Raw genomic sequence first — 18,533 nt, forward strand, 5'->3', positions numbered from 1 at the left:
GCGCATGTTTGAAACGCAACAAGTACGTCGTATTTCTGCCGCCGAGCTCAACGTCGGGTGCATTCATTCAAACGCCAAGCATGCGCGATCCCGGCTCCTTGCCCGTTGGCCTTGATGCGATGCGGCATCTCACAATAGGCCGATGCGAGCTGGCGATCCGGCTTTGCAAGGCGCTAATGGGTGAGCAGTATCTCGACTGCGCGAGGCAATCCAATCGCAAGCGGCGTCAGGCCCTGCTCGCGCAGAAAGCGGAGCTCACTGCGTGAGAGCGCATCTAGATCAACGATCGCATAGTGGGTTTTGGCTGAACGCTTGATGATTTGCCGAGCATAGCTACGCAACAGCTGGTCGTTGAACCGACAGCCGATGAAGAGAAAGCTCTGTCCGATCCGCCGTTCCTTGATAATGTCCGGAATCGGTGTCTGGATGTCGATTTCGGTCAGCGCCTCGACATAGTCAGCGTCGGAGATCAGGAAGTTCTTTGCCGGCTGCACACCGCCATGCGGCTTGTACAGCACCGTCGCCCAGCCGTCCGCCACGACACCGTCGACCTCTTGGCCAACCGAGTCATAAAAGCGATACCAACGATTCTCGCCAATGCTGGCGCGGGTAATACCTTGCACTTCGCCCCACCCATCGCGCTTATCCAACGCCCCGCGCATCGCGCCATCATACCATGTGTCGACTATGATGGGCAGCGACAGAGACGCAAGATGATCGTGAAAGGCGGCCGGCTCGACCGGCCGAGCGAAGGCCTGCGCCATCAATGCCGTCACGGTGGAGCGATGTTTGCTGATCTCGATGTGCTGCGCCGCGGCCCATGCATTGCCCTTGGCCCGCCGCGGCAGCGCAACCTTGCTGGCGAAGAAAGCAGATAACGCCTCGGGAGTCGTCGGCACATCGGGTCTGGACAGTTCGGCAAGGCCAGGACCGATATAGGGAACAATGCTCGCGGCCCTCAGCCCGGCAGCGACGTCCGCGAGAATGGCCTTAGCATCGGTCGCGTTGACAAAATCGATCTGCACGGGCGCATTCACGGATCGTCACCGTTTTCGCCCCGTTTCTTGGCATTGATTGTCACCGGCAAGCGCGTATCGCTCGCCATCTGCGGCAAATCGAGCACCCAGCCATTAGCTATTTTGATCCAGCCACCCCATAGCGTCTCGTGCTCGGATTCCACGATCGACTCTTCGAGATCCTTTTTCGGCACGTAGATCGACAGGCCCGCGTCCGGAGCGCGGCGGATCATGATCTTCACGAGCTCAACTCCCTCGACTGCGGCGCATAGCTGGCCAGACTGGCCGATCCCCGCAAATTGGCGCGCAGGCGAGCCACGATGTCGGATAGTACGCACACGACCTCATCGACCTCCGCAACAGATGTTTCACGCGACAGAGAAAAGCGCACCGCGCCACGGATGCTCCGCGCCGGCACCTGCATGGCGTGCAGAACATGCGATGGCTCCATTGAGCCCGACCTGCAGGCTGCCCCCAGCGACACGGCAATGCCCGCGCGATTGAGATGATGGACGATTGCTTCGCCTTCAAGGTCATCGAACGCGATATTGGCCGTGTTCGTTAGCCGGTTGCCAGCATCGCCGAGCACCGCACACTCGCCGCTGTACAAAATCCCCTGCTCCAGGCGGTCGCGCAACGCACCAATGCGAACACGCTCCGGCTCGAGCCGCTCCACCGCCAGCTCCGCAGCTTTTCCAAGACCAACGATGCCGGGGATATTCTCAGTACCGCCGCGGCGCCGACGCTCCTGTGATCCGCCCCAGATTAGCGGACGGAATTTTGTCCCTTTGCGCAGATAGAGCGCGCCAATCCCTTTTGGGCCATGCAGCTTGTGCGCTGAAAGCGACAGCATGTCGATCGCACTGTCCTTCAGGTCGACGCGTACCTTACCGACGGCCTGGACCGCATCTGTGTGAAACAGCGCGCCTGCCTCACGGGTCAACCCGGCCAGAAACTCCACGGGAAAAATCGTACCGGTCTCGTTATTGGCCCACATGGTCGAGACGATCGCCGTGCGGGGCCCGAGCGCGCAGCGAAACGCCTCAATGTCGAGCCGGCCGCGTGAATCTACCGGTATAATATGCGCCTTGACGCCTTTCGGCGCCAATTGCTCGACCAGCGAAAGGATGGCGGAGTGCTCAACCGAGGTGGTGACGATCTCGTCACGGCCTTCCTGGCTCGCAAGCGCCGAGAGGATGGCGGCATTATTTGCCTCGGTCCCACCGGAGGTAAAAACGATCTCATGATCGTGTGCATTCCCCAACAGATCCTGCAGGCTACGGCGCGCCTGCTTCAGCGCGATTGCGACCTCGCCGCCAAAGGCGTGGCTGGATGAGGCATTGCCGAATCGCTCGGTGAAGAAAGGCAACATGGCTTGCACGACGGACGGATCGGTCCGCGTCGTCGCGTTGTTATCGAGATAAATCGGCACCTGATCCCCCGCTCAATTTCACGCCTTGGCTGCTGCAGCAGCCGGGACGAAGCGGACGAACTCGCCGAGCCTCTCGACAAGCCACGCCTGAATGCCTTCCAGCGCCCCGCCCGAAAACGCGCAGAACGCGGGAGCACCAAGGCTGACCATGATCCTGCTACCACCGATCCCGATCAGTCGACTGCTGCCGCCGCGTCGCAGAATGGCTCGGATCTCCTCGAGCACGGCGCGAATGCGCCGTTCTCGGCCGTTCACGGCGGCCTGCAATTGCCTGAGTTGCTCTGATTCGGCCAGCATGCTTGATGTCTCTTCCATATCAGGTGAACGATTTTCCGCAGGAGCAGCTCGAGGTGGCGTTCGGGTTGTGAAAGGTGAAGCCTGGGCTCTCCAGCGCCATCACGAAGTCGATGGTTGTTCCGACCAGATGTTGATGGCTCTTGTCGTCGACAAAGACCTTCAGGTCACCGCACTCGATCACTTTGTCGTCGGGCTTCGGTTCCTCGGCCAGACCCATCGTGTATTTGAACCCGTTGCAGCCGCCTGCTTCAACCATAATGCGCAGGCCGCTTGCTGGCTGGGTCGATGATGAAATCGCACTCTTGACCGCGTTCACCGCGCTGTCCGTCAGGTTGATCATGGCTAATCCTTCATCTGCTTAGGACTGTCCGCTCAATGGCAAGTCATGTGCCAGCATTCAGGGGTTTGATGATGCTTGCCTTTTCGGATCGTGCCTGTTGGCTTTGGAACTCGTGTCGAATTTCCGACAAGGCTGCTTGAGCCAGTCGGAGCCCATTTACGGCTTTTCCTCCCAAGCTATGCCGCAGACAGCCGCGCATGGACGGCAAGCAATTTGCATTGCATCTCGCACCGGCCAGAGCGTCGGTGAAACGCTTAGATCGAGGACGACTTTAATGACTGCAATCGAGAACACCGCACTCGGCAGACTTGAGAAGGAGGGTCGCCTGCTCAATGCCGTATTCAAAGGCGGGACCATTAAGCCTGGCCGGTTCGGCTTTCGCGGCGACGTTGCACTGAAATTCCAAACCCAGCTCGCGGACGAGAAGCGGCCGCCGGACTATTCGATCGAACAAGTCTTGACGATCGCGCAGGACGGAGAGCGAACCATTCCGGTGCTAGCCGGCTATCTGCATTCCTTCGCGTATCTTGCCGACGTTGCAGGCGTGCTGGACGGCGCGTTGAGCCCCGACGGCAGCTACTTCATGTTCTGCAACAACATAGATCTGCTGGCGAAATACCGAGTCAAGCTTGGCGACGCTACTTTCAACGTCCTCCCGTGCGACGAGTCCACAGTTTGGAAGGAGATGATCGACCTGGTCGGGATCAACAAGGACGACATCAAGAAGCTCGATTCAGGTGGCAAGCTGGATTACCTGCTCGATGCAGCAAAGAATCTGAATCTGTCATGTGACGAGATCTCGTATGAAGATGGGCTGAAGAGGATGGAACCCGTGAAGAATCGAAACGAAAATCGGCCGGTCTGAGCGCAGGCTTCATTCATCGGAGGGCGCATCGTCTTCGACAAGACGCCGCCGACGATGCAGATTTCGCTGTCCAGAACTGTCAACGCAATCGGCGTAAGCGCTCTCCCCTTACATGGACCTTCGACGCACCGCCCGGTGCTCAGTTCAAAGGTCGCTCCGTGCTTGCCGCACATCAGCCGGACGCCATATGGATCGAAGAACTCGTTTCGCTCCACATCCACCGTAAACCACACTTTACCGTCGCCGGCGGGATCGAGTTGCTCCGCGTCGCAATCTCACGGTTTGCGGCTGTCAAGTATATTGCAACGCTCACGATCTCAGCTTACAGAGTTCGCCCCTTTCGGTCCGCCGACCGGTGTCTCGAGGTTCTGCCAATTCGACGAAGCACAACGTTCGGCGAGTTTCGGCAAGGAATCGCAAGCCTAATATTCAAAAGAAAGGGAGCGCACTGCGAGCATGCGCTCCCTTCTGAGGCTAAGACTTTTGCGCCAGCAATGACCAAGGACCAGTCATTTTCGGGCCTGTCTCGTCACTCCGAATCGTCTTGCTCCAGAGCCATTCTTTCCATGGCGCGGTCCAAGTAGTATGACGGATCATCATCAGAAGAGTTCCACTCGACACTCGCTCCAGTAGCGGAATCATCGTCATCTACCTTAGCAAGGTACTTTGTGGGCTTGCCTACTCGCTGCCACTCGTCGTTATCATTCTTCATCCACACTTCGGGATGCTGATGAGGATCAAGCACCCATTTATTTTCAACAACGTGAACAAAACCCATTTCCGCCAGGCGGGGTTCAATGCCGCCCAAGGCCGGGTTTGACAAGATCAACGGATAATCGCCATCCTTTCTCAATTGATGTTCCAGCAGAATATCGCCCGCATTCTCGACCAGGGGATGAGTCACCCGTAGGTCTACGACAGAAGTGATATCGTTGCGCCCGAACTGTTGCCGGAAGTCCTCTCCCTCGATACGATCCGGACCTCCCACTCTTAGGAGCCCAACAGCTTCGTCACCCAACTGATAGCTGAAAAATCGCGGGGGAGTGGCTGGATTGTAATAAGTGCTTATATAGCCTCCAGCAACAATTGCCGCGCGCTCAGCCTTCTCGGATACGAAATCCGAGTACTCTTGTGGATTACTGGCGATCTGCCTGATGTCGTCGCCCAAAAATCTCCGGAGCCTTGCATTGAAGGAAGATTCGGCGATGTCGTCTATGATCGGTGGATCCGAAGCCAGAAAGTATGGCGCCGGCGACGACCCACTTGACCGGACGTCTGCAAGCGTTTCCGCAGAGCGCGGGCTATCTCCCGTCTCTTCCGATTCATCAGCCTGGCTGGCGTTTGTGGACTGGCTGGATGAGCCAACGATTCTGCTATACATCAGATCGCTTTCCTATCGGCACAATTGCACGCTGTAGAGCTCGTGCCGCGCAAGCTCTGTCGACGAGGATACGCGGCTTAGCTGACCGTAAGCTGACCCACACGGCGCAGAACATCTGTCCGGCTTCCACGGAACGGCCAGGCTATCAGCGCGCGATTCGTAAACCAGGTTGCTCATCGAGCTGCAATCGATAGCCGCGCATTGCGTGATATTGCCGATGGTTGATCTTTCGGGGACCGGCCGTTTGTCAACACAGACCCGCAACACCGCCTCATCAGGCTGCTGGGACGCCATAGGTTTGAGCAGACCATTGACCAAATGCAACCATCCGTCGCGGCTGCGGCCCGGGCTTGTCCCCCATCAACCGTTCCGTGCTTTTCTTAGTGTGCTACCGATCTCGACGATCTCGCATACGCTCTTGCACCGTCGCTCCAGTCCGGTGCAACGACACCGTCAGTGCCAAACCAAGACGGGGACGGAAGGAACAACTAACTGCTGCCGTGACCAGATTCGGCGTCAACGCGATCGGTCACGGATCTATTGTTGGCGGCACCTAGGCCGAAGAGGACAAGCTACAGGACATAATCGGAACCATCTGGAGGAGTGCGCCCTACTTCGGGGAACCGGCATTTGCGACCCATTACAATCTGGATCGCGTCTCGTTCACCCGATACTGTGAGCCCGGATAGCTGCAGGACGTCCTTCCACAAAAACGTAGAGCTTGCGGAGGATGATCTCCACGGGATTACGACTCAAATGTATGGCTTGCCTTCTGCGGGCCTGACGGCAATGTCTCCGCTCGCTCCGTCCAACAATCGACGCTATCACCCACGCCGGCGCAATTTCAGTTTCGAGTTGCACGAGATCAGCGATGGGTCTAGTTCATCGCGCCTGCCAGCCTTCGCTCACGCAGCTTCGGCCGCGGCTGAACCGTGGGTCTGGCAATTGGCCGGACAAACCCTGGCGCAGGCGCCGCAGCCGATGCAGGCACCCTGATCATTCAAAACCATGATCTTCTTTTCGATCTCATCGTCGTCGTCCAGGTCGACAAGTTCGCCTTCCTCGTTGATTCCTTTCAACGTCATGACATCTCGACCGCACACCTTGAAACACCGGCCACAGCCGATGCACTTCTTGTCATCGATCGAGATCAGGTAGTCCGGCGTCCAGTTGCGGCCATCGCGCGTTGCAAATGACATGAGTCGGAGTCCTTAAGTATTTTCCAGCGCCTTCAAGTCATGGCTCTTGCGTTCGAGTTCGGCATAGGCATCATACGCCTTCTGCGCCACCGCCATGATCGATGTCCAGTTGATGGGAAGTTCTTCCGAAAGGTCGTGCAGATCCATTTTGGCTTGGAGCGCTTTGGCCGAAAGTTTCTTTAGCTCCGCCTTCAGTAGTTCACGATCGCTCATGAATGCCCTCAGTAGTTTGCCACGTCCGGAAATTTCCGAATCAAGTCGATTCCGCCCCTGACATATTTGTCACCCTCCTGCGCGAGCTTTGCGAGGTTATCGAAGCCGAAGCGATGCACATCGCGCAGCTGCTTGTTCACGGCGATCAGCCGCCCCCCGATCAGCACCATGCGGCCAAAGCCTTCATGATGCATCTTCAGCATCGGCTGGATCATCACGCCGGTGGCTCTCTCGATCGAGAGTGCGACCGCATTGAAGAACAGCCCCAGGCGCCACAGCGTGTCGGGATCAGGATCGCCGACAATCGGCAGTGCCCGTCGCTTCTCCTTGTCCAAGATATAGGGTTCAAGCAGCTCGACATCGCTCTTGGCCTCCCAGGCTCCGTTGGTATCCTGAGCGCGCCATATCTTGACCAGCTCCTTGAGGAACGGGGAATCGAGGGCGTCGCCCTGCTGCGCCATTTCTGCGGCCTCGGTCATCTCACCTCATTCGTCGAACTCGAATGTGCGTCGTTGGTCCTTCGCCAAGGCCTTGCGTAGCCACGGCGGCGGCGTGCCCTTCAATACGCGCTCGAGCTTTTCGAGCAGCGCAAGGATGTTTTCTGGCTTGTTCACCTTGATAGGATGGATGTTGTTGGCCACGACCCGCGCAGCGCCGGCACCGCCGATAGCGGCGACGTACAGGATTGCGCAATCCTTGATCGCCTCGATCTTCGGCGCCAGCTTGTCGTCGTCGCCGTCTTCCTTGAGATCTCCCTCGAACTCAACCGCTTTGAGAAACACGTGCCCGTTTGGCGCGACATCGTAGATAGCGATATTCTTTGCCCAACCAAAATGGGCATCGACGCGTCTTAGGTCTTGCGTGGCGAATGCGACCTTCATGCAGTCGACCTCTCAGCTGCACTGCGGTGGCCCGACATTAGCGGCAGCGCCGCCGAAGGCCTCCATCTATCGGGCGTCGGCTGATGATTCTCCTCGCGGTCCGCGATCACAAGATTCGCAATATCAAAGATCAGATCGCGCGTACCACGATAACCGACGGATAGTTGGTGCCCTGCACCAAGCCGATCGAACATCGGAAAACCGGCTCGATAGAACGGGATTTTTAGCCGAGCCGCCGCTTGCCTGCCATGCGAATGCGTGATCAGCAGGTCGCAATGCTTTGTTCTGGCTAGCTCTTCCAGATCCTCAAGATCGCCGATCAGCACCTCCTCGGTCTTGATCCGCTCGATCACCACCGACTGCGTGGTCGTCACGGCCGCGCTCACCTGCGCGCCCATCTCGTGCAGCATACTGGACAGGTCGAACAGCAGGTCTGGCTCGGCCGCGATTGCAAGTTTGCGACCGCCAATATGGAAGTGCGCGTCCAGCATTGCGTCGGTGAGCTGGCCGCGCTGGCGCCGATATTTCGATGGCACGGGGCGGCCGCTGACCTCGCTCAGAAAAGTCATGAATTCGTCGTTCGGACCGAGACCGCATAGCCGTTCGAACAGGCGAAATGGCACGCCTGTCCTGGCCTGCATGACCTCTGCCGCTCGCCGCATCTGCCAGCCTATTGCGATAGTCCACCCTGCGCGGCCCATGCTCGCGATTTCGTCCACGCCGATGCCGCCAATGGTCGTTGGGGTAAAGTCATCAGGGATATGCCCATCGAGCGACCCCGCCAGATCAGGCAGGAAGGACGGCCGCAACCCAAAATCCTCCAGAATAGCACGGACTTCATCAAGATCACCCGGCGTGAGGTGGCATCCTGGAAGAACATTCACCCTCGACGGATCGCGCAGGCCATTGACGTTTGGCCCTTCCACCAGCAACTCCACAATGCTCGCCACGGCTTTCTCCCAGCCGTCCTGGAACGCCCCCTTGAAATCGGGCGTCGAGACATAGACCAGCGGCAATTTCGCAAGCTGCGGATGCTTGTCCCGGATCAGCTTGAGGTAGGCATCAACATCGTCTCCATTGGTCTCGGTGACACCGGTCGAGCAGATTCCGATGATCTTTGGCTTGGTACGATTGTAGATATTGAGTATCGCCTGCTCGAGATTCTCATAGCCGCCGAGCACGGTCGCGACCTCGCTCATCGCGGTGGTCTGCAGCGGTACAGCCTCTTTGAAATGCCGCACAAAGAGGGTGAGTCCGAAGGAGGTGCAACCTTGTGAGCCGTGCAAAAGCGGCATCGCCCCGCTTAGACCCATGAAGGCAAATGCGCCGCCGATCGGCTGGCTCATCTTCAACGGGTTAACTGCGCATGCTTTTGCCGGCACCGTCGCGATGGCCATGACACCTCCTATTCGGCGGCCTGCAGCCCGGCGGGCGGCGAGGACGCCAGGACGTCCTCGATGCGTCGCTTGCAGCAGCCGCCGACGGCATTGGTGTGGTCTCTGACTGCCTCGACGCTCCTCAGGCCATGCACGTAGATCGCGTCTTCGATCGTGCCGAGATCGACTGTGTTGCAGAAGCAGATCTTTCTCGCGCGCCGTGCCGCTTCGGCGAGCGCCGGATCGCGCGCGATCGCTGCCACCGGCGATTGCATATGCACCATCGCCTTGGCCAAAGCCTCCCATGGCGCCGGTCGACGTAGTTGGTCCCACATCGGGTTGGAGAGCGACTTATCGATCTCCTCCACCAGCTTGACCATTCCGACATAGCCCATATAGGCGTGGCAACGCTCCTGGTTGACATCGAGCCAGGGCATCGCCGCCTTCAGTGCGACGAACTGCGATTTGCCGCCCGAGAGCATGATGTCCGCTTTGGCGTCCTTCAGCATCCTGTACATTTCGCGCGGCGTCATATCCTCGATCATGTGGGCATCTTGCCCCATGAGCAGCTTGATGCGTTCCTTGTCCTCCCTGGTCGACTTCTTCACACTGGTTCCGACCATTTCGAGGCCGGCTTCCTGTAATGCCGCAACGACCGACCATGACTTGACGCCGCCGGTAATCAGTAAAGCCTTCTTGCCTTTGAATCGTGGCTTGTACGGCTCGATCGCAGCCCACGCTCTCGCCTCCTCGCGTGCGATCACCGCTTCGGTGCGCCCGAGCAGCTCTTGCCCCGCGCCACGTTCAACCAATAAGCGGGCAATCTGGCGCAGCGAATCGCTCGAATCCTGAATACCGTAGAACGACCCTTCGAAGAACGGGATCCCGTAGCGTTCCTCCATCTTGCGTGCGACGTTGACCATGGCCTTCGAGCACACCAGCATCGCCGCCCGTGCACGATGGGATGAAGCAACCTCGCGATATTTGCCATCGCCCGAGATGCAGGACAGAATCCGGATGCCAAGCTCTTCGAACAACGGCTTTACCTGCCAGAGCTCTCCCGAGAGATTAAATTCTCCGATCAGGTTGATATCGTACGGTGTGGCGTAGTCCGGCTCCTGCGTTCCGATTACATAGTCGAGCAAGGCCTCGCCGGCGAGCTTGTTACCGAGGTTCTTGGAACCAACGAACCCCGGGGAATTGATCGGAATTACCGGCTTGCCGAACCTTTGAGACGCCGCCTTGCAGACCGCGTTGATATCGTCGCCGATCATGGCCGGGATGCAGGTCTGGTAGACGAAGATGGCGGGCGGGTCGTGCTTGTCGATGATCTCCTTGATCGCTTTGCAGAGCCGCTTCTCGCCCCCAAATACGATATCGGTTTCGCTCATATCGGTTGTGAATGCCGTGCGCCACAGACTAGAGCCGGAGGACACCGCGCCGCGATTGTCCCAAGAATTGCCTTCGCATGCGATCGGACCATGCACGAGGTGAGCGACGTCGGTAAAAGGCTGCAGCGCAATCTTGGCGCCGTCGAAGGCACACCCTCCCGCAGCGCTGCCCGGCTGCAGTTGCTTGGTGCAACCCTTCTTGCGCACAGCCTCCGACTTACTGCCATTCTTGGCGCAGCCCGGCTCGCTGAAGATATCCTGGACCGTGGCCGCTAGCGAACTCATCAGGTTTTTCCTCTCAGGGAAAGCAACTCTCTGCCGACCATCTTGCGCGCGCGCCATCGGCCAGTGTTCCGGCGATGGCACGCGCACTCTCCGCCATCAACGAATGATGTCGAAGCTATAGTCGGTCTTGCCAAGAACATTGGTCTTCTTGTCGATTTCATCGAAGATCTTGTCGAGGATCTTCACCAGCACATTCAGGCCGCCCTGATAGCCCCACACGGGGGAGCGGTGATGGTGATGCCGATCAAAAATTGGAAACCCGATTCGGATCAGTGGCGTTCCAGTGTCCCGTTCCAGGTACTTGCCGTGTGTATTGCCAATCAGAAAGTCAACTGGCTCCGTGAACAAGAGCGAGCGCATGTGCCAGAGGTCCCGCCCCGGATAGGCTTGGCAGGCCTGACCAAATGGCGAGCTTGCAAACAGCGCCTGCATTTTTTCCTGCCACGCCTTGTTGCCATTGGTGGACAGCACATGGGTCGGTTCGGCGCCGAGTTCGAGCAGAAAGGCAGCCAACCCATAGCAGAGATCCGGATCGCCATAGATCGCGAACTTCTTGCCATGGATATGCGCGTTGGAGTCCGCGATGGCATCAACCAAGCGGCCACGCTCTCGCGCGAGTTCCTCCGGAATCTCCTTGCCGCTGATGCGTGATAACGCCACGAGAACATCATCCGTTGCGGACACACCCACCGGGTAATTGAAAGACACGACGTCCTGGCCATGCTCGGACACGAACGGCAGCGTTTTTTCCGTGCACCATTGCTGCATGGAGATTGTCGCCTTGGCGTGAATCGCGTTCGCCGCGTCTTCCAGCGTGGTGCCGCCATCATACATCCGGAACTCGCCATCGGTCGGGGTATCGAAGACTTCAGAGTTATCGGCGAGGACCGTATGTTCGATGCCCATCAATGCCAAGATTCGCTTGATCTCGCGAAGGTTTCCAACGGTATTGCCATCAAAGCCGCCAATGATGTTGATTGCCTCATTTGGCTTACGCTCCAGCTTCGGCACCGTTCCGGCCTTGCCGTCCCAAAAATGCTCGAGAATGCCTTTGAGTGCGTTGTCGTAGCCCGTGACGTGGCTGCCGACGAACGCCGGCGTGTGTGCGAACGGCACGTCGAACTCTGCCGGAACCGAGCCTTTTTCCTTCGACGTCTTGATGAAGGCGTTGAGGTCATCGCCGATCACCTCAGCCATGCAGGTCGTCGAGACCGCAATCATCTTGGGTTTGTACATGTTGTAGCTGTTGGCGAGGCCGTCGATCATATTGTTCAGCCCCCCGAATACAGCGGCGTCTTCCGTCATCGACGAAGATACGCAGGAACTTGGCTCCTTAAAGTGCCGCGACAGATGGCTGCGGTAATAGGCCACGCAGCCTTGCGAGCCATGGACGAAGGGCAGCGTTCCCTCAAAACCGACTGAGACGAAGACGGCGCCAAGCGGCTGGCAGGCTTTGGCCGGATTTACCGCAAGCGCCTCCCGCGCGAAATTCTTCTCGCGATATTCGGGCGTTTTCGTCCATTCCTTGATACGTTCGACCTCGGCAGGATCTCGGGGATTTTCGAACAACTTCTTGTCGGCCAGCATTTGTTGGTATTCTGGACCGCGGAACAGTTCGAGGTGATCGAGCACATGTTCTGCACTCTGCGCCATGTTAGGATCCTTCACTATCAAAATTGATGTCGCCCAGCTCGCCGCAGAGAGCGGGATCGGTTGCTCTATGTGGAGCCAAGTGCTTGTTATTCTGCAGCCAAGAGCTTGGCTTTTGAGGCTTCCTTCCAGGGTGCCTTCATCTTCTTCCAGATCGGCGAGTTGACAGCCATGTCCATGTCGCGAGCAAAGATCGCAAAGCCGTCATAGCCGTGATATGGGCCCGAATAGTCCCAGGAATGCATCTGCCGGAACGGCACGCCCATCTTTTGGAAAACGTATTTCTCCTTGATGCCCGAGCCGACCAGATCAGGCTGGAGCTTTTCGACGAAGCGCTCGAACTCATAGCCGTTGACGTCGTCGTAGATGAGCGTGCTGTCCTTTACATAATGCTGGGCGGTGCGCTGATAGTCGTCGTTATGACCGAACTCGTATCCGGTCCCAACGACTTCCATGCCGAGGTCCTCATAGGCGCCAATCACATGACGCGGACGCAGGCCGCCGACGTACAGCATCACCGTCTTGCCCTGCAAGCGCGGGCGATATTTTGCGATCACGGCGTTCACCAGCGGCTGGTACTTTTCGATCACCCGCTCGGCGCCCTCCTTGATCTTGTCGTCAAAATAACCCGCAATCTTGCGCAGCGATTCTGCGATCTTTGAAGGTCCGAAGAAGTTGTATTCGCACCAGGGGATACCGAACTTCTCCTCCATATGACGCGAGATGTAGTTCATCGAACGGTAGCAATGCAGGATGTTGAGCTTTGCCTTCGGCGTAGCTTCGAGCTCGGCGAGTGAACCGTCGCCGGACCACTGCGCAATCACCCGCAGGCCCATTTCTTCCAGCAGAATTCGTGATGACCAGGCATCGCCGCCGATATTGTAGTCTCCAATGATCGCAACATCGTAGGGCGTCGGTTCGAACTTTGGCTTGCCGTCGGGGTCGAGCTTGTCGAAAATCCAATCGCGCACCGCGTCGTTTGCGATGTGGTGGCCAAGCGACTGCGACACCCCGCGAAAGCCCTCACAGCGAACCGGAACGATGGTCTTGCCGCCATATTCCTTGGATTTCGACCTTGACACGGCCTCGATGTCGTCCCCGATCAATCCGATCGGGCATTCCGATTGGATGGTGATGCCGTGGTTGAGCGGGAACAACTCCTGGATTTCGTCAAGGACTTTGACCAGCTTCTTGTCGCCACCGAATACGATGTCCTTCTCCTGGAAATCGGAGGTGAATTGCAGAGTCACAAAACTATCGACGCCCGTTGTGCCAACGTAATAGTTGCGACGCGAGCCCCACGAATACTGGCCGCAGCCAACCGGGCCATGGCTGATATGGACCATGTCCTTGATCGGCCCCCAGACCACCCCCTTCGATCCAGCATAGGCGCAGCCTCTGATTGTCATCACACCAGGTATGGATTTAATGTTGGACTTGACTCCGCAATCGGACTTCCCGGCCTGGTGAACGTTGAGATGCTTGGCACGCCGCTTCGCGGTCTTCTCTGGATAGACCTTCAGCACCTCGTCGATCAGCTGTTTGTTACGAGCCCTGATTTCTGCAATGCTCTGGGTCGTGGCGAGACTCATGCTGATGTCCTTCAAGGGTTAGCGGTTGGAAGAGCTTCTTGCTGACCAAGACTTTTGCAACGAGCATGCCAGTCCGTCGAGAGCGCAAAAACCAGAACAAATATACAGAGTTAGCGCGGCTCGTCCGATGAGGCTGGTTGTTGTTGCGAACGCGACATCGCGCTTTGCACGGAGACTTCTTCGTTGCCCCTGTTCGAAATGGAACAAGTTCCGGCTATGCGCGAAATTGCGCCGCGCAGTTCTCGAAGGCGCGACGTTGCCGCCGATTGCACGATTTTGCGATCGCGCTCGGCGGGACGGCCGCTGACATGGACAAGCGGCTGGCCGGCGGCTCCGGCTTGCCGATACCATCTATGCTGCCGGGACGACAGATGCTTACCTTCAGCGAAGGCGATGATGGTCTTGTGCATGATGTCATCGCCCGCCGAGGTCGATGCAAACTCCCTAGCCACTTAGACGTGGCCCGCTCGCCGTCTCACGAGAACAGCTGCCGCGCCTTGATGAGCGCACCGACGAGCGCATCAATCTCTTCATGTGTGTTGTAGAGGCCGAAGGACGCACGGCATGTCGCCAGAACACCGAACCGCTTGAGCAGCGGCATCGCGCAATGGGCGCCTGCCCGCACCGCCACACCTGCGCGGTCGATGACGGTGGCAATATCATGTGCATGTACACCCTTCATATCAAACGAGATGATCGGTCCCTTCTCGGATGGAGTCCCGATCAAGCGCACGGAGTCGATGTCCGCCAGTTGCTGCTGAGCGTAAGCAAGCAGTGCGCTTTCGTGCTCGCGGATCTGCTTCTTGCCTATTGAATTGATATAGTCCACAGCCGCCCCCAGACCGACCGCCTCAACGATCGGTGGCGTACCCGCCTCGAAGCGGTGCGGCGGATCACCATAGATGACGCCGGTACGTGAGACCTCACGGATCATTTCGCCCCCGCCATTGAAGGGTGGCATCAACGCCAGATGCTCAGATTTGCCGTAAAGCACGCCGATGCCGGTCGGACCATAGAGTTTGTGGCCCGTCATCACGTAGAAATCGCAATCGATGTCGCAGACGTCGGCGTTCAGATGGACACATCCTTGCGAACCATCGATCAGCACCGGGATACCGCGAGCGTGAGCGATCCTCACCACCTCCTTTACCGGCAAGATGGTCCCGAGAGCATTCGACATTTGTGTGATCGCAACTATCTTGGTGCGCCGGGTCAGGAGCTGCTCAAAGGCATCTAGCAGGAAGTTGCCGTCATCATCGACTGGTGCCCATTTGATCACCGCACCGTGGCGCTCTCTGAGAAAATGCCACGGCACGATGTTGGAATGATGTTCCATCATCGAGAGAACGATCTCATCACCCGGGGCGACGCGTTCACGGCCGAAGGTCTGGGCGACCAGATTGATTGCCTCGGTGGCGCTGCGGGTGAAGATGATCTCTTCGTTTAGACGGGCGTTCACAAATCGCGCCAGCTTGGCACGCGCGCCTTCATATGCCTCCGTCGCAGCGTTAGCGAGGTAGTGCAAACCGCGATGCACGTTGGCATATTCGCTTGAGTAGACCTGCATCATGCGGTCAATTACCGCCTTCGGCTTCTGAGCCGAGGCGGCATTGTCGAAATAGACCAGCGGCCTGCCATAGACCGTCATGCTCAGCGCAGGAAAGTCAGCACGTAGACAGCTGACCTCGTACCTGCCATTGCTCATCGCGGGATGCACGCTCATCTCCGCGCCTGCATCCAGTGTTCAGTTTGCGCGGTCACAAAATCGCGTAGGCTCTCGGGGGCGATTTCCTCAATCGCCTCGCCCAGGAATGCTCCAATCAGCAATGCCTGCGCGTCCTTTTCGGATAGACCGCGAGCACGCAGATAAAATACGAGAGCACTGTCCAGCGCACCTGATGTCGATCCGTGGCCGCAAGTCACGTCGTCGGCCAAAATTTCGAGTTCGGGCTTGTTGTCGGCCCGGGCCTCGTCGGACAGAAGCAACGCTCGCGTCGTCAGCGTGGCGTCCGCCTTCTGCGCGCCAGGACGAACGACAATCTGGCCTTGGAGCACCGAACGGCCGCATTCGTCGATGACCGCACGGAACTTCTCCCGACTGGTGCAATGTGGCACGGCATGATCGACAACCATTGTCGTGTCGACATGCTGCTTATGCCTGATGAGATTGACGGCGTTCGCCGAGAGCTTGGATCCCTCGCCAGTCAGCGTGACGAATCCCTGGTAGCGACTAACGGAGCCGCTGCAGGTCATGCTGAAGAGATCGAGCTTCGCCCTGGTGCCGACCGCGATGATGCTGGATGAGATATTCACCGCGTCAGCGGCGTCGAACGCCAGTCGGATATGCGAAAGGCTCGCCTCGTCACCAACCAGGGCGATTGTCGCATCGTTGGTCTGATAGCCGCTCGCGCCTTCAGCCGAGACGAAACTCTCCACTAAGGCCGCATGCGCGCCTTGGCCGAGCTGCAGATAGGAGCGCGTGAAGTTAGACACCAACGATCCGGTCGCGACGTGAACGATCTGAATCGGACGCTTCACCGCTTCGCCGTCAGAAATCATAATCACTAAGCCATCGGTCGCCATTGCCGCATTGAGCGAGATCACCGCATCAGTCGTCGTCGACAGCACCAGGCCGGCCATCGCGCTGTCGGTCGTATCTTCCAGGACCTCTCGGAGCGACCGCACATCGACCCCGTCTTCCAGACTGTCCACATCGGAGAGCTCCGGTGCGAATATGCCATCCACCAAGACGAGTTTGACCGCCCGATCGACTGCTGCTTGCTTAACCGGCGCCGCTGCGCGCACCAGCGCAGCCGCATCGGGTCGCGGAGCGAGTGGCAGGACCGCGCCAATCAGGGTGCGCAGATCGGTGTATTTCCAGGCCTCGATGCGCCGATGCGGGAGGCCGGCACGCTCGTAGGCTTCGAACGCCCTCGCACGGATATAAGCGACGGGCCCGGAGCCAGGCAACCGTCCATGCGCCGCGGCAAAGACATTGTCCGTTGCGCGCCCGGCGGCGGCTTTGGTCGCAACCCGCTTCATCGGGAAATCTCTTGCGACGCCGCGTCTTCGAATTTGGCATAGCCACAAGCCTCAAGCTCAAGCGCGAATTCTTTTCCGCCGCTCTTTCTAATCTGCCCTTTCGACATCACGTGGACAACGTCCGGCACGATGTAGTCGAGAAGCCGCCGATAATGAGTGATTACAATCATCGCGCGTTCCGGCGAACGCAGAGCGTTGATGCCACCCGCGACAATCCGCAGCGCGTCAATGTCGAGGCCGGAATCTATCTCATCCAGGATGCACAGGCTCGGTTCGAGCAGCGCCATCTGCAAAATCTCGTTGCGCTTCTTCTCGCCGCCGGAAAATCCGACATTGAGGCCGCGCTTGAGCATGCCTTGCGGTATGTTGAGCGACATAGCAACCTCGCGTACTCGTTTTATAAAATCGGGGGTGGAGAATTCCTTTTGTGCTCGCGCCGTGCGCTGGGCGTTCAGCGCCGCGCGCAGGAAGTTCATGGTGGTCGCCCCGGGAATTTCCACCGGATATTGGAAGGCAAGAAATATGCCCTTGGTGGCGCGCTCGTTTGCTTCCATCGCGAGCAGGTCCTCACCGTTGAATTGGATTTGGCCAGCGCTCACGTGATAGCCGGGCTTACCGGAGATAACGTGACTGAGTGTGGACTTTCCGGAGCCGTTCGGCCCCATGATCGCATGCACCTCACCCGCATTGACCGTAAGATCGAGGCCGCGAAGAATTTCGCAACCCTCGATACTAACATGCAAATCTCTGACTTCGAGTAGCGCCATTTTAACCTGCCCCTGAAATGCGTCATCCAGAACGCCAGCCGCAATCGCAAGGGCTCGCGGAAACGTTTAGTTACCCGACGGATCCCTCGAGCGAGATAGAGATCAACTTCTGCGCCTCCACCGCAAATTCCATCGGCAACTTTTGCAGCACGTCTTTCGCGAAGCCGTTGACGACTAGGCCAATGGCCTGTTGCTCGCTCAAGCCTCTCTGCACGCAGTAGAACAGCACGTCCTCGGAAATCTTCGACGTCGTCGCTTCATGCTCGAACGTCGCCGAGGAATTCTTGGCCTCGACATAGGGCACGGTGTGCGCGCCGCATTTGTCGCCGATCAGAAGCGATTCGCAGGCGGTGTAGTTGCGCGCGCCGGTTGCCTTGCGGTGCGCGCTGACCAGGCCGCGATAGGTGTTTTGCGACTTGCCGGCGGCGATGCCCTTGGAGATGATCCGGCTCGACGTGTTCTTGCCGAGATGGATCATCTTGGTGCCACTATCGACCTGCTGGAAGCCGTTCGAGATCGCGATCGAGTAGAACTCGCCGCTCGAATTGTCGCCGCGCAGGATGCAGCTCGGATATTTCCAGGTGATCGCCGAACCGGTCTCGACCTGGGTCCAGGAGATCTTGGAGTTCCTGCCGCGGCAGTCGCCACGCTTGGTGACGAAATTGTAGATGCCGCCCTTGCCTTCCGAATTGCCCGGGTACCAGTTCTGCACCGTCGAATACTTGATCTCGGCATCGTCGAGCGTGACGAGCTCGACCACGGCGGCGTGCAGCTGGTTCTCGTCGCGCTGCGGCGCGGTGCAGCCC

The 18,533-nt window shown here is 58.3% G+C and carries 20 protein-coding genes; 1 reads left to right on the forward strand and 19 read right to left on the reverse strand.

What is annotated here, in order from left to right; translation table 11 throughout:
- Positions 1-173: 173 nt before the first annotated feature.
- The 5 genes from AC1VNY_RS17405 to AC1VNY_RS17425 are packed head-to-tail and all read right to left on the reverse strand — an operon-like array spanning position 174 to position 3,085.
- Complete coding sequence (locus AC1VNY_RS17405; protein WP_482406084.1) at positions 174-1,037, reverse strand: SIR2 family NAD-dependent protein deacylase; 864 nt, start codon at positions 1,035-1,037, stop codon at positions 174-176.
- A complete protein-coding gene (gene nifT, locus AC1VNY_RS17410) occupies positions 1,034-1,258 on the reverse strand; it encodes a putative nitrogen fixation protein NifT (protein WP_482406085.1) in 225 nt (74 codons plus the stop codon). The genes AC1VNY_RS17405 and nifT overlap by 4 nt, the downstream gene beginning before the upstream one ends.
- Positions 1,255-2,448, reverse strand: a complete 1,194-nt coding sequence (nifS, locus tag AC1VNY_RS17415) for a cysteine desulfurase NifS (RefSeq protein ID WP_482406086.1) — start codon at positions 2,446-2,448, stop codon at positions 1,255-1,257. Before nifS ends, nifT begins: the two co-directional genes overlap by 4 nt.
- 18 nt (positions 2,449-2,466) lie before the next feature.
- On the reverse strand, positions 2,467-2,745 hold the full coding sequence (locus tag AC1VNY_RS17420) for a NifU family protein (protein ID WP_482406087.1): 279 nt from the start codon (positions 2,743-2,745) through the stop codon (positions 2,467-2,469).
- Positions 2,746-2,764: 19 nt separating this feature from the next.
- Positions 2,765-3,085, reverse strand: coding sequence for a HesB/IscA family protein (locus AC1VNY_RS17425; RefSeq protein ID WP_482406088.1), 321 nt, complete (start codon positions 3,083-3,085; stop codon positions 2,765-2,767).
- 274 nt (positions 3,086-3,359) lie between these two features.
- Here AC1VNY_RS17425 and AC1VNY_RS17430 point away from each other — a divergent pair, with 274 nt between their 5' ends.
- On the forward strand, positions 3,360-3,950 hold the full coding sequence (locus AC1VNY_RS17430) for a hypothetical protein (RefSeq protein ID WP_482406089.1): 591 nt from the start codon (positions 3,360-3,362) through the stop codon (positions 3,948-3,950).
- 529 nt (positions 3,951-4,479) lie between these two features.
- Here the strand turns inward: AC1VNY_RS17430 and AC1VNY_RS17435 are convergent.
- The 14 genes from AC1VNY_RS17435 to AC1VNY_RS17500 all read right to left on the reverse strand — a co-directional run.
- Positions 4,480-5,331 carry a host specificity protein gene (locus AC1VNY_RS17435; protein ID WP_482406090.1) on the reverse strand — a complete coding sequence of 284 codons (852 nt, stop codon included), beginning with the start codon at positions 5,329-5,331 and terminating at the stop codon, positions 4,480-4,482.
- Positions 5,332-6,236: 905 nt separating this feature from the next.
- On the reverse strand, positions 6,237-6,530 hold the full coding sequence (fdxB, locus tag AC1VNY_RS17440; protein WP_482406091.1) for a ferredoxin III, nif-specific: 294 nt from the start codon (positions 6,528-6,530) through the stop codon (positions 6,237-6,239).
- 12 nt (positions 6,531-6,542) lie between these two features.
- Positions 6,543-6,743 carry a CCE_0567 family metalloprotein gene (locus AC1VNY_RS17445; RefSeq protein WP_482406092.1) on the reverse strand — a complete coding sequence of 67 codons (201 nt, stop codon included), beginning with the start codon at positions 6,741-6,743 and terminating at the stop codon, positions 6,543-6,545.
- 8 nt (positions 6,744-6,751) lie between these two features.
- On the reverse strand, positions 6,752-7,222 hold the full coding sequence (locus AC1VNY_RS17450) for a NifX-associated nitrogen fixation protein (protein ID WP_482406093.1): 471 nt from the start codon (positions 7,220-7,222) through the stop codon (positions 6,752-6,754).
- Between the two features lie 6 nt (positions 7,223-7,228).
- Positions 7,229-7,624: a nitrogen fixation protein NifX gene (nifX, locus tag AC1VNY_RS17455; protein WP_018269911.1), complete on the reverse strand. Its 396-nt coding sequence runs from the start codon at positions 7,622-7,624 to the stop codon at positions 7,229-7,231.
- Complete coding sequence (gene nifN, locus AC1VNY_RS17460; RefSeq protein WP_482406094.1) at positions 7,621-9,021, reverse strand: nitrogenase iron-molybdenum cofactor biosynthesis protein NifN; 1,401 nt, start codon at positions 9,019-9,021, stop codon at positions 7,621-7,623. Before nifN ends, nifX begins: the two co-directional genes overlap by 4 nt.
- Before the next feature lie 8 nt (positions 9,022-9,029).
- Positions 9,030-10,676, reverse strand: a complete 1,647-nt coding sequence (nifE, locus tag AC1VNY_RS17465; protein WP_482406095.1) for a nitrogenase iron-molybdenum cofactor biosynthesis protein NifE — start codon at positions 10,674-10,676, stop codon at positions 9,030-9,032.
- A gap of 96 nt (positions 10,677-10,772) precedes the next feature.
- Positions 10,773-12,329, reverse strand: coding sequence for a nitrogenase molybdenum-iron protein subunit beta (nifK, locus tag AC1VNY_RS17470; RefSeq protein WP_482406096.1), 1,557 nt, complete (start codon positions 12,327-12,329; stop codon positions 10,773-10,775).
- Positions 12,330-12,415: 86 nt separating this feature from the next.
- On the reverse strand, positions 12,416-13,918 hold the full coding sequence (gene nifD / locus AC1VNY_RS17475; protein WP_139481299.1) for a nitrogenase molybdenum-iron protein alpha chain: 1,503 nt from the start codon (positions 13,916-13,918) through the stop codon (positions 12,416-12,418).
- A gap of 110 nt (positions 13,919-14,028) precedes the next feature.
- Positions 14,029-14,328, reverse strand: a complete 300-nt coding sequence (locus AC1VNY_RS17480) for a hypothetical protein (protein WP_482406097.1) — start codon at positions 14,326-14,328, stop codon at positions 14,029-14,031.
- Between the two features lie 65 nt (positions 14,329-14,393).
- A complete protein-coding gene (locus tag AC1VNY_RS17485; protein WP_482406098.1) occupies positions 14,394-15,641 on the reverse strand; it encodes a cysteine desulfurase in 1,248 nt (415 codons plus the stop codon).
- On the reverse strand, positions 15,638-16,960 hold the full coding sequence (gene sufD, locus AC1VNY_RS17490; protein WP_482406099.1) for a Fe-S cluster assembly protein SufD: 1,323 nt from the start codon (positions 16,958-16,960) through the stop codon (positions 15,638-15,640). The genes AC1VNY_RS17485 and sufD overlap by 4 nt, the downstream gene beginning before the upstream one ends.
- On the reverse strand, positions 16,957-17,727 hold the full coding sequence (sufC, locus tag AC1VNY_RS17495) for a Fe-S cluster assembly ATPase SufC (protein ID WP_482406100.1): 771 nt from the start codon (positions 17,725-17,727) through the stop codon (positions 16,957-16,959). The genes sufD and sufC overlap by 4 nt, the downstream gene beginning before the upstream one ends.
- A gap of 70 nt (positions 17,728-17,797) precedes the next feature.
- On the reverse strand, positions 17,798-18,533 hold a 736-nt coding region (locus AC1VNY_RS17500), incomplete at its 5' end, for a SufD family Fe-S cluster assembly protein (protein WP_482406101.1).

Source organism: Bradyrhizobium ferriligni, from assembly GCF_056837965.1.

Bases quoted from the DNA above. Each gene is read 5' to 3' on its own strand.
- AC1VNY_RS17420 (WP_482406087.1), bottom strand. From the start codon at position 2,745: ATGCTGGCCGAATCAGAGCAACTCAGGCAATTGCAGGCCGCCGTGAAC.
- AC1VNY_RS17425 (WP_482406088.1), bottom strand. From the start codon at position 3,085: ATGATCAACCTGACGGACAGCGCGGTGAACGCGGTCAAGAGTGCGATT.
- AC1VNY_RS17430 (WP_482406089.1), top strand. From the start codon at position 3,360: ATGACTGCAATCGAGAACACCGCACTCGGCAGACTTGAGAAGGAGGGT.
- AC1VNY_RS17435 (WP_482406090.1), bottom strand. From the start codon at position 5,331: ATGTATAGCAGAATCGTTGGCTCATCCAGCCAGTCCACAAACGCCAGC.
- fdxB (WP_482406091.1), bottom strand. From the start codon at position 6,530: ATGTCATTTGCAACGCGCGATGGCCGCAACTGGACGCCGGACTACCTG.
- AC1VNY_RS17445 (WP_482406092.1), bottom strand. From the start codon at position 6,743: ATGAGCGATCGTGAACTACTGAAGGCGGAGCTAAAGAAACTTTCGGCC.
- AC1VNY_RS17450 (WP_482406093.1), bottom strand. From the start codon at position 7,222: ATGACCGAGGCCGCAGAAATGGCGCAGCAGGGCGACGCCCTCGATTCC.
- nifX (WP_018269911.1), bottom strand. From the start codon at position 7,624: ATGAAGGTCGCATTCGCCACGCAAGACCTAAGACGCGTCGATGCCCAT.
- nifN (WP_482406094.1), bottom strand. From the start codon at position 9,021: ATGGCCATCGCGACGGTGCCGGCAAAAGCATGCGCAGTTAACCCGTTG.
- nifE (WP_482406095.1), bottom strand. From the start codon at position 10,676: ATGAGTTCGCTAGCGGCCACGGTCCAGGATATCTTCAGCGAGCCGGGC.
- nifK (WP_482406096.1), bottom strand. From the start codon at position 12,329: ATGGCGCAGAGTGCAGAACATGTGCTCGATCACCTCGAACTGTTCCGC.
- nifD (WP_139481299.1), bottom strand. From the start codon at position 13,918: ATGAGTCTCGCCACGACCCAGAGCATTGCAGAAATCAGGGCTCGTAAC.
- AC1VNY_RS17480 (WP_482406097.1), bottom strand. From the start codon at position 14,328: ATGCACAAGACCATCATCGCCTTCGCTGAAGGTAAGCATCTGTCGTCC.
- AC1VNY_RS17485 (WP_482406098.1), bottom strand. From the start codon at position 15,641: ATGAGCGTGCATCCCGCGATGAGCAATGGCAGGTACGAGGTCAGCTGT.
- sufD (WP_482406099.1), bottom strand. From the start codon at position 16,960: ATGAAGCGGGTTGCGACCAAAGCCGCCGCCGGGCGCGCAACGGACAAT.
- sufC (WP_482406100.1), bottom strand. From the start codon at position 17,727: ATGGCGCTACTCGAAGTCAGAGATTTGCATGTTAGTATCGAGGGTTGC.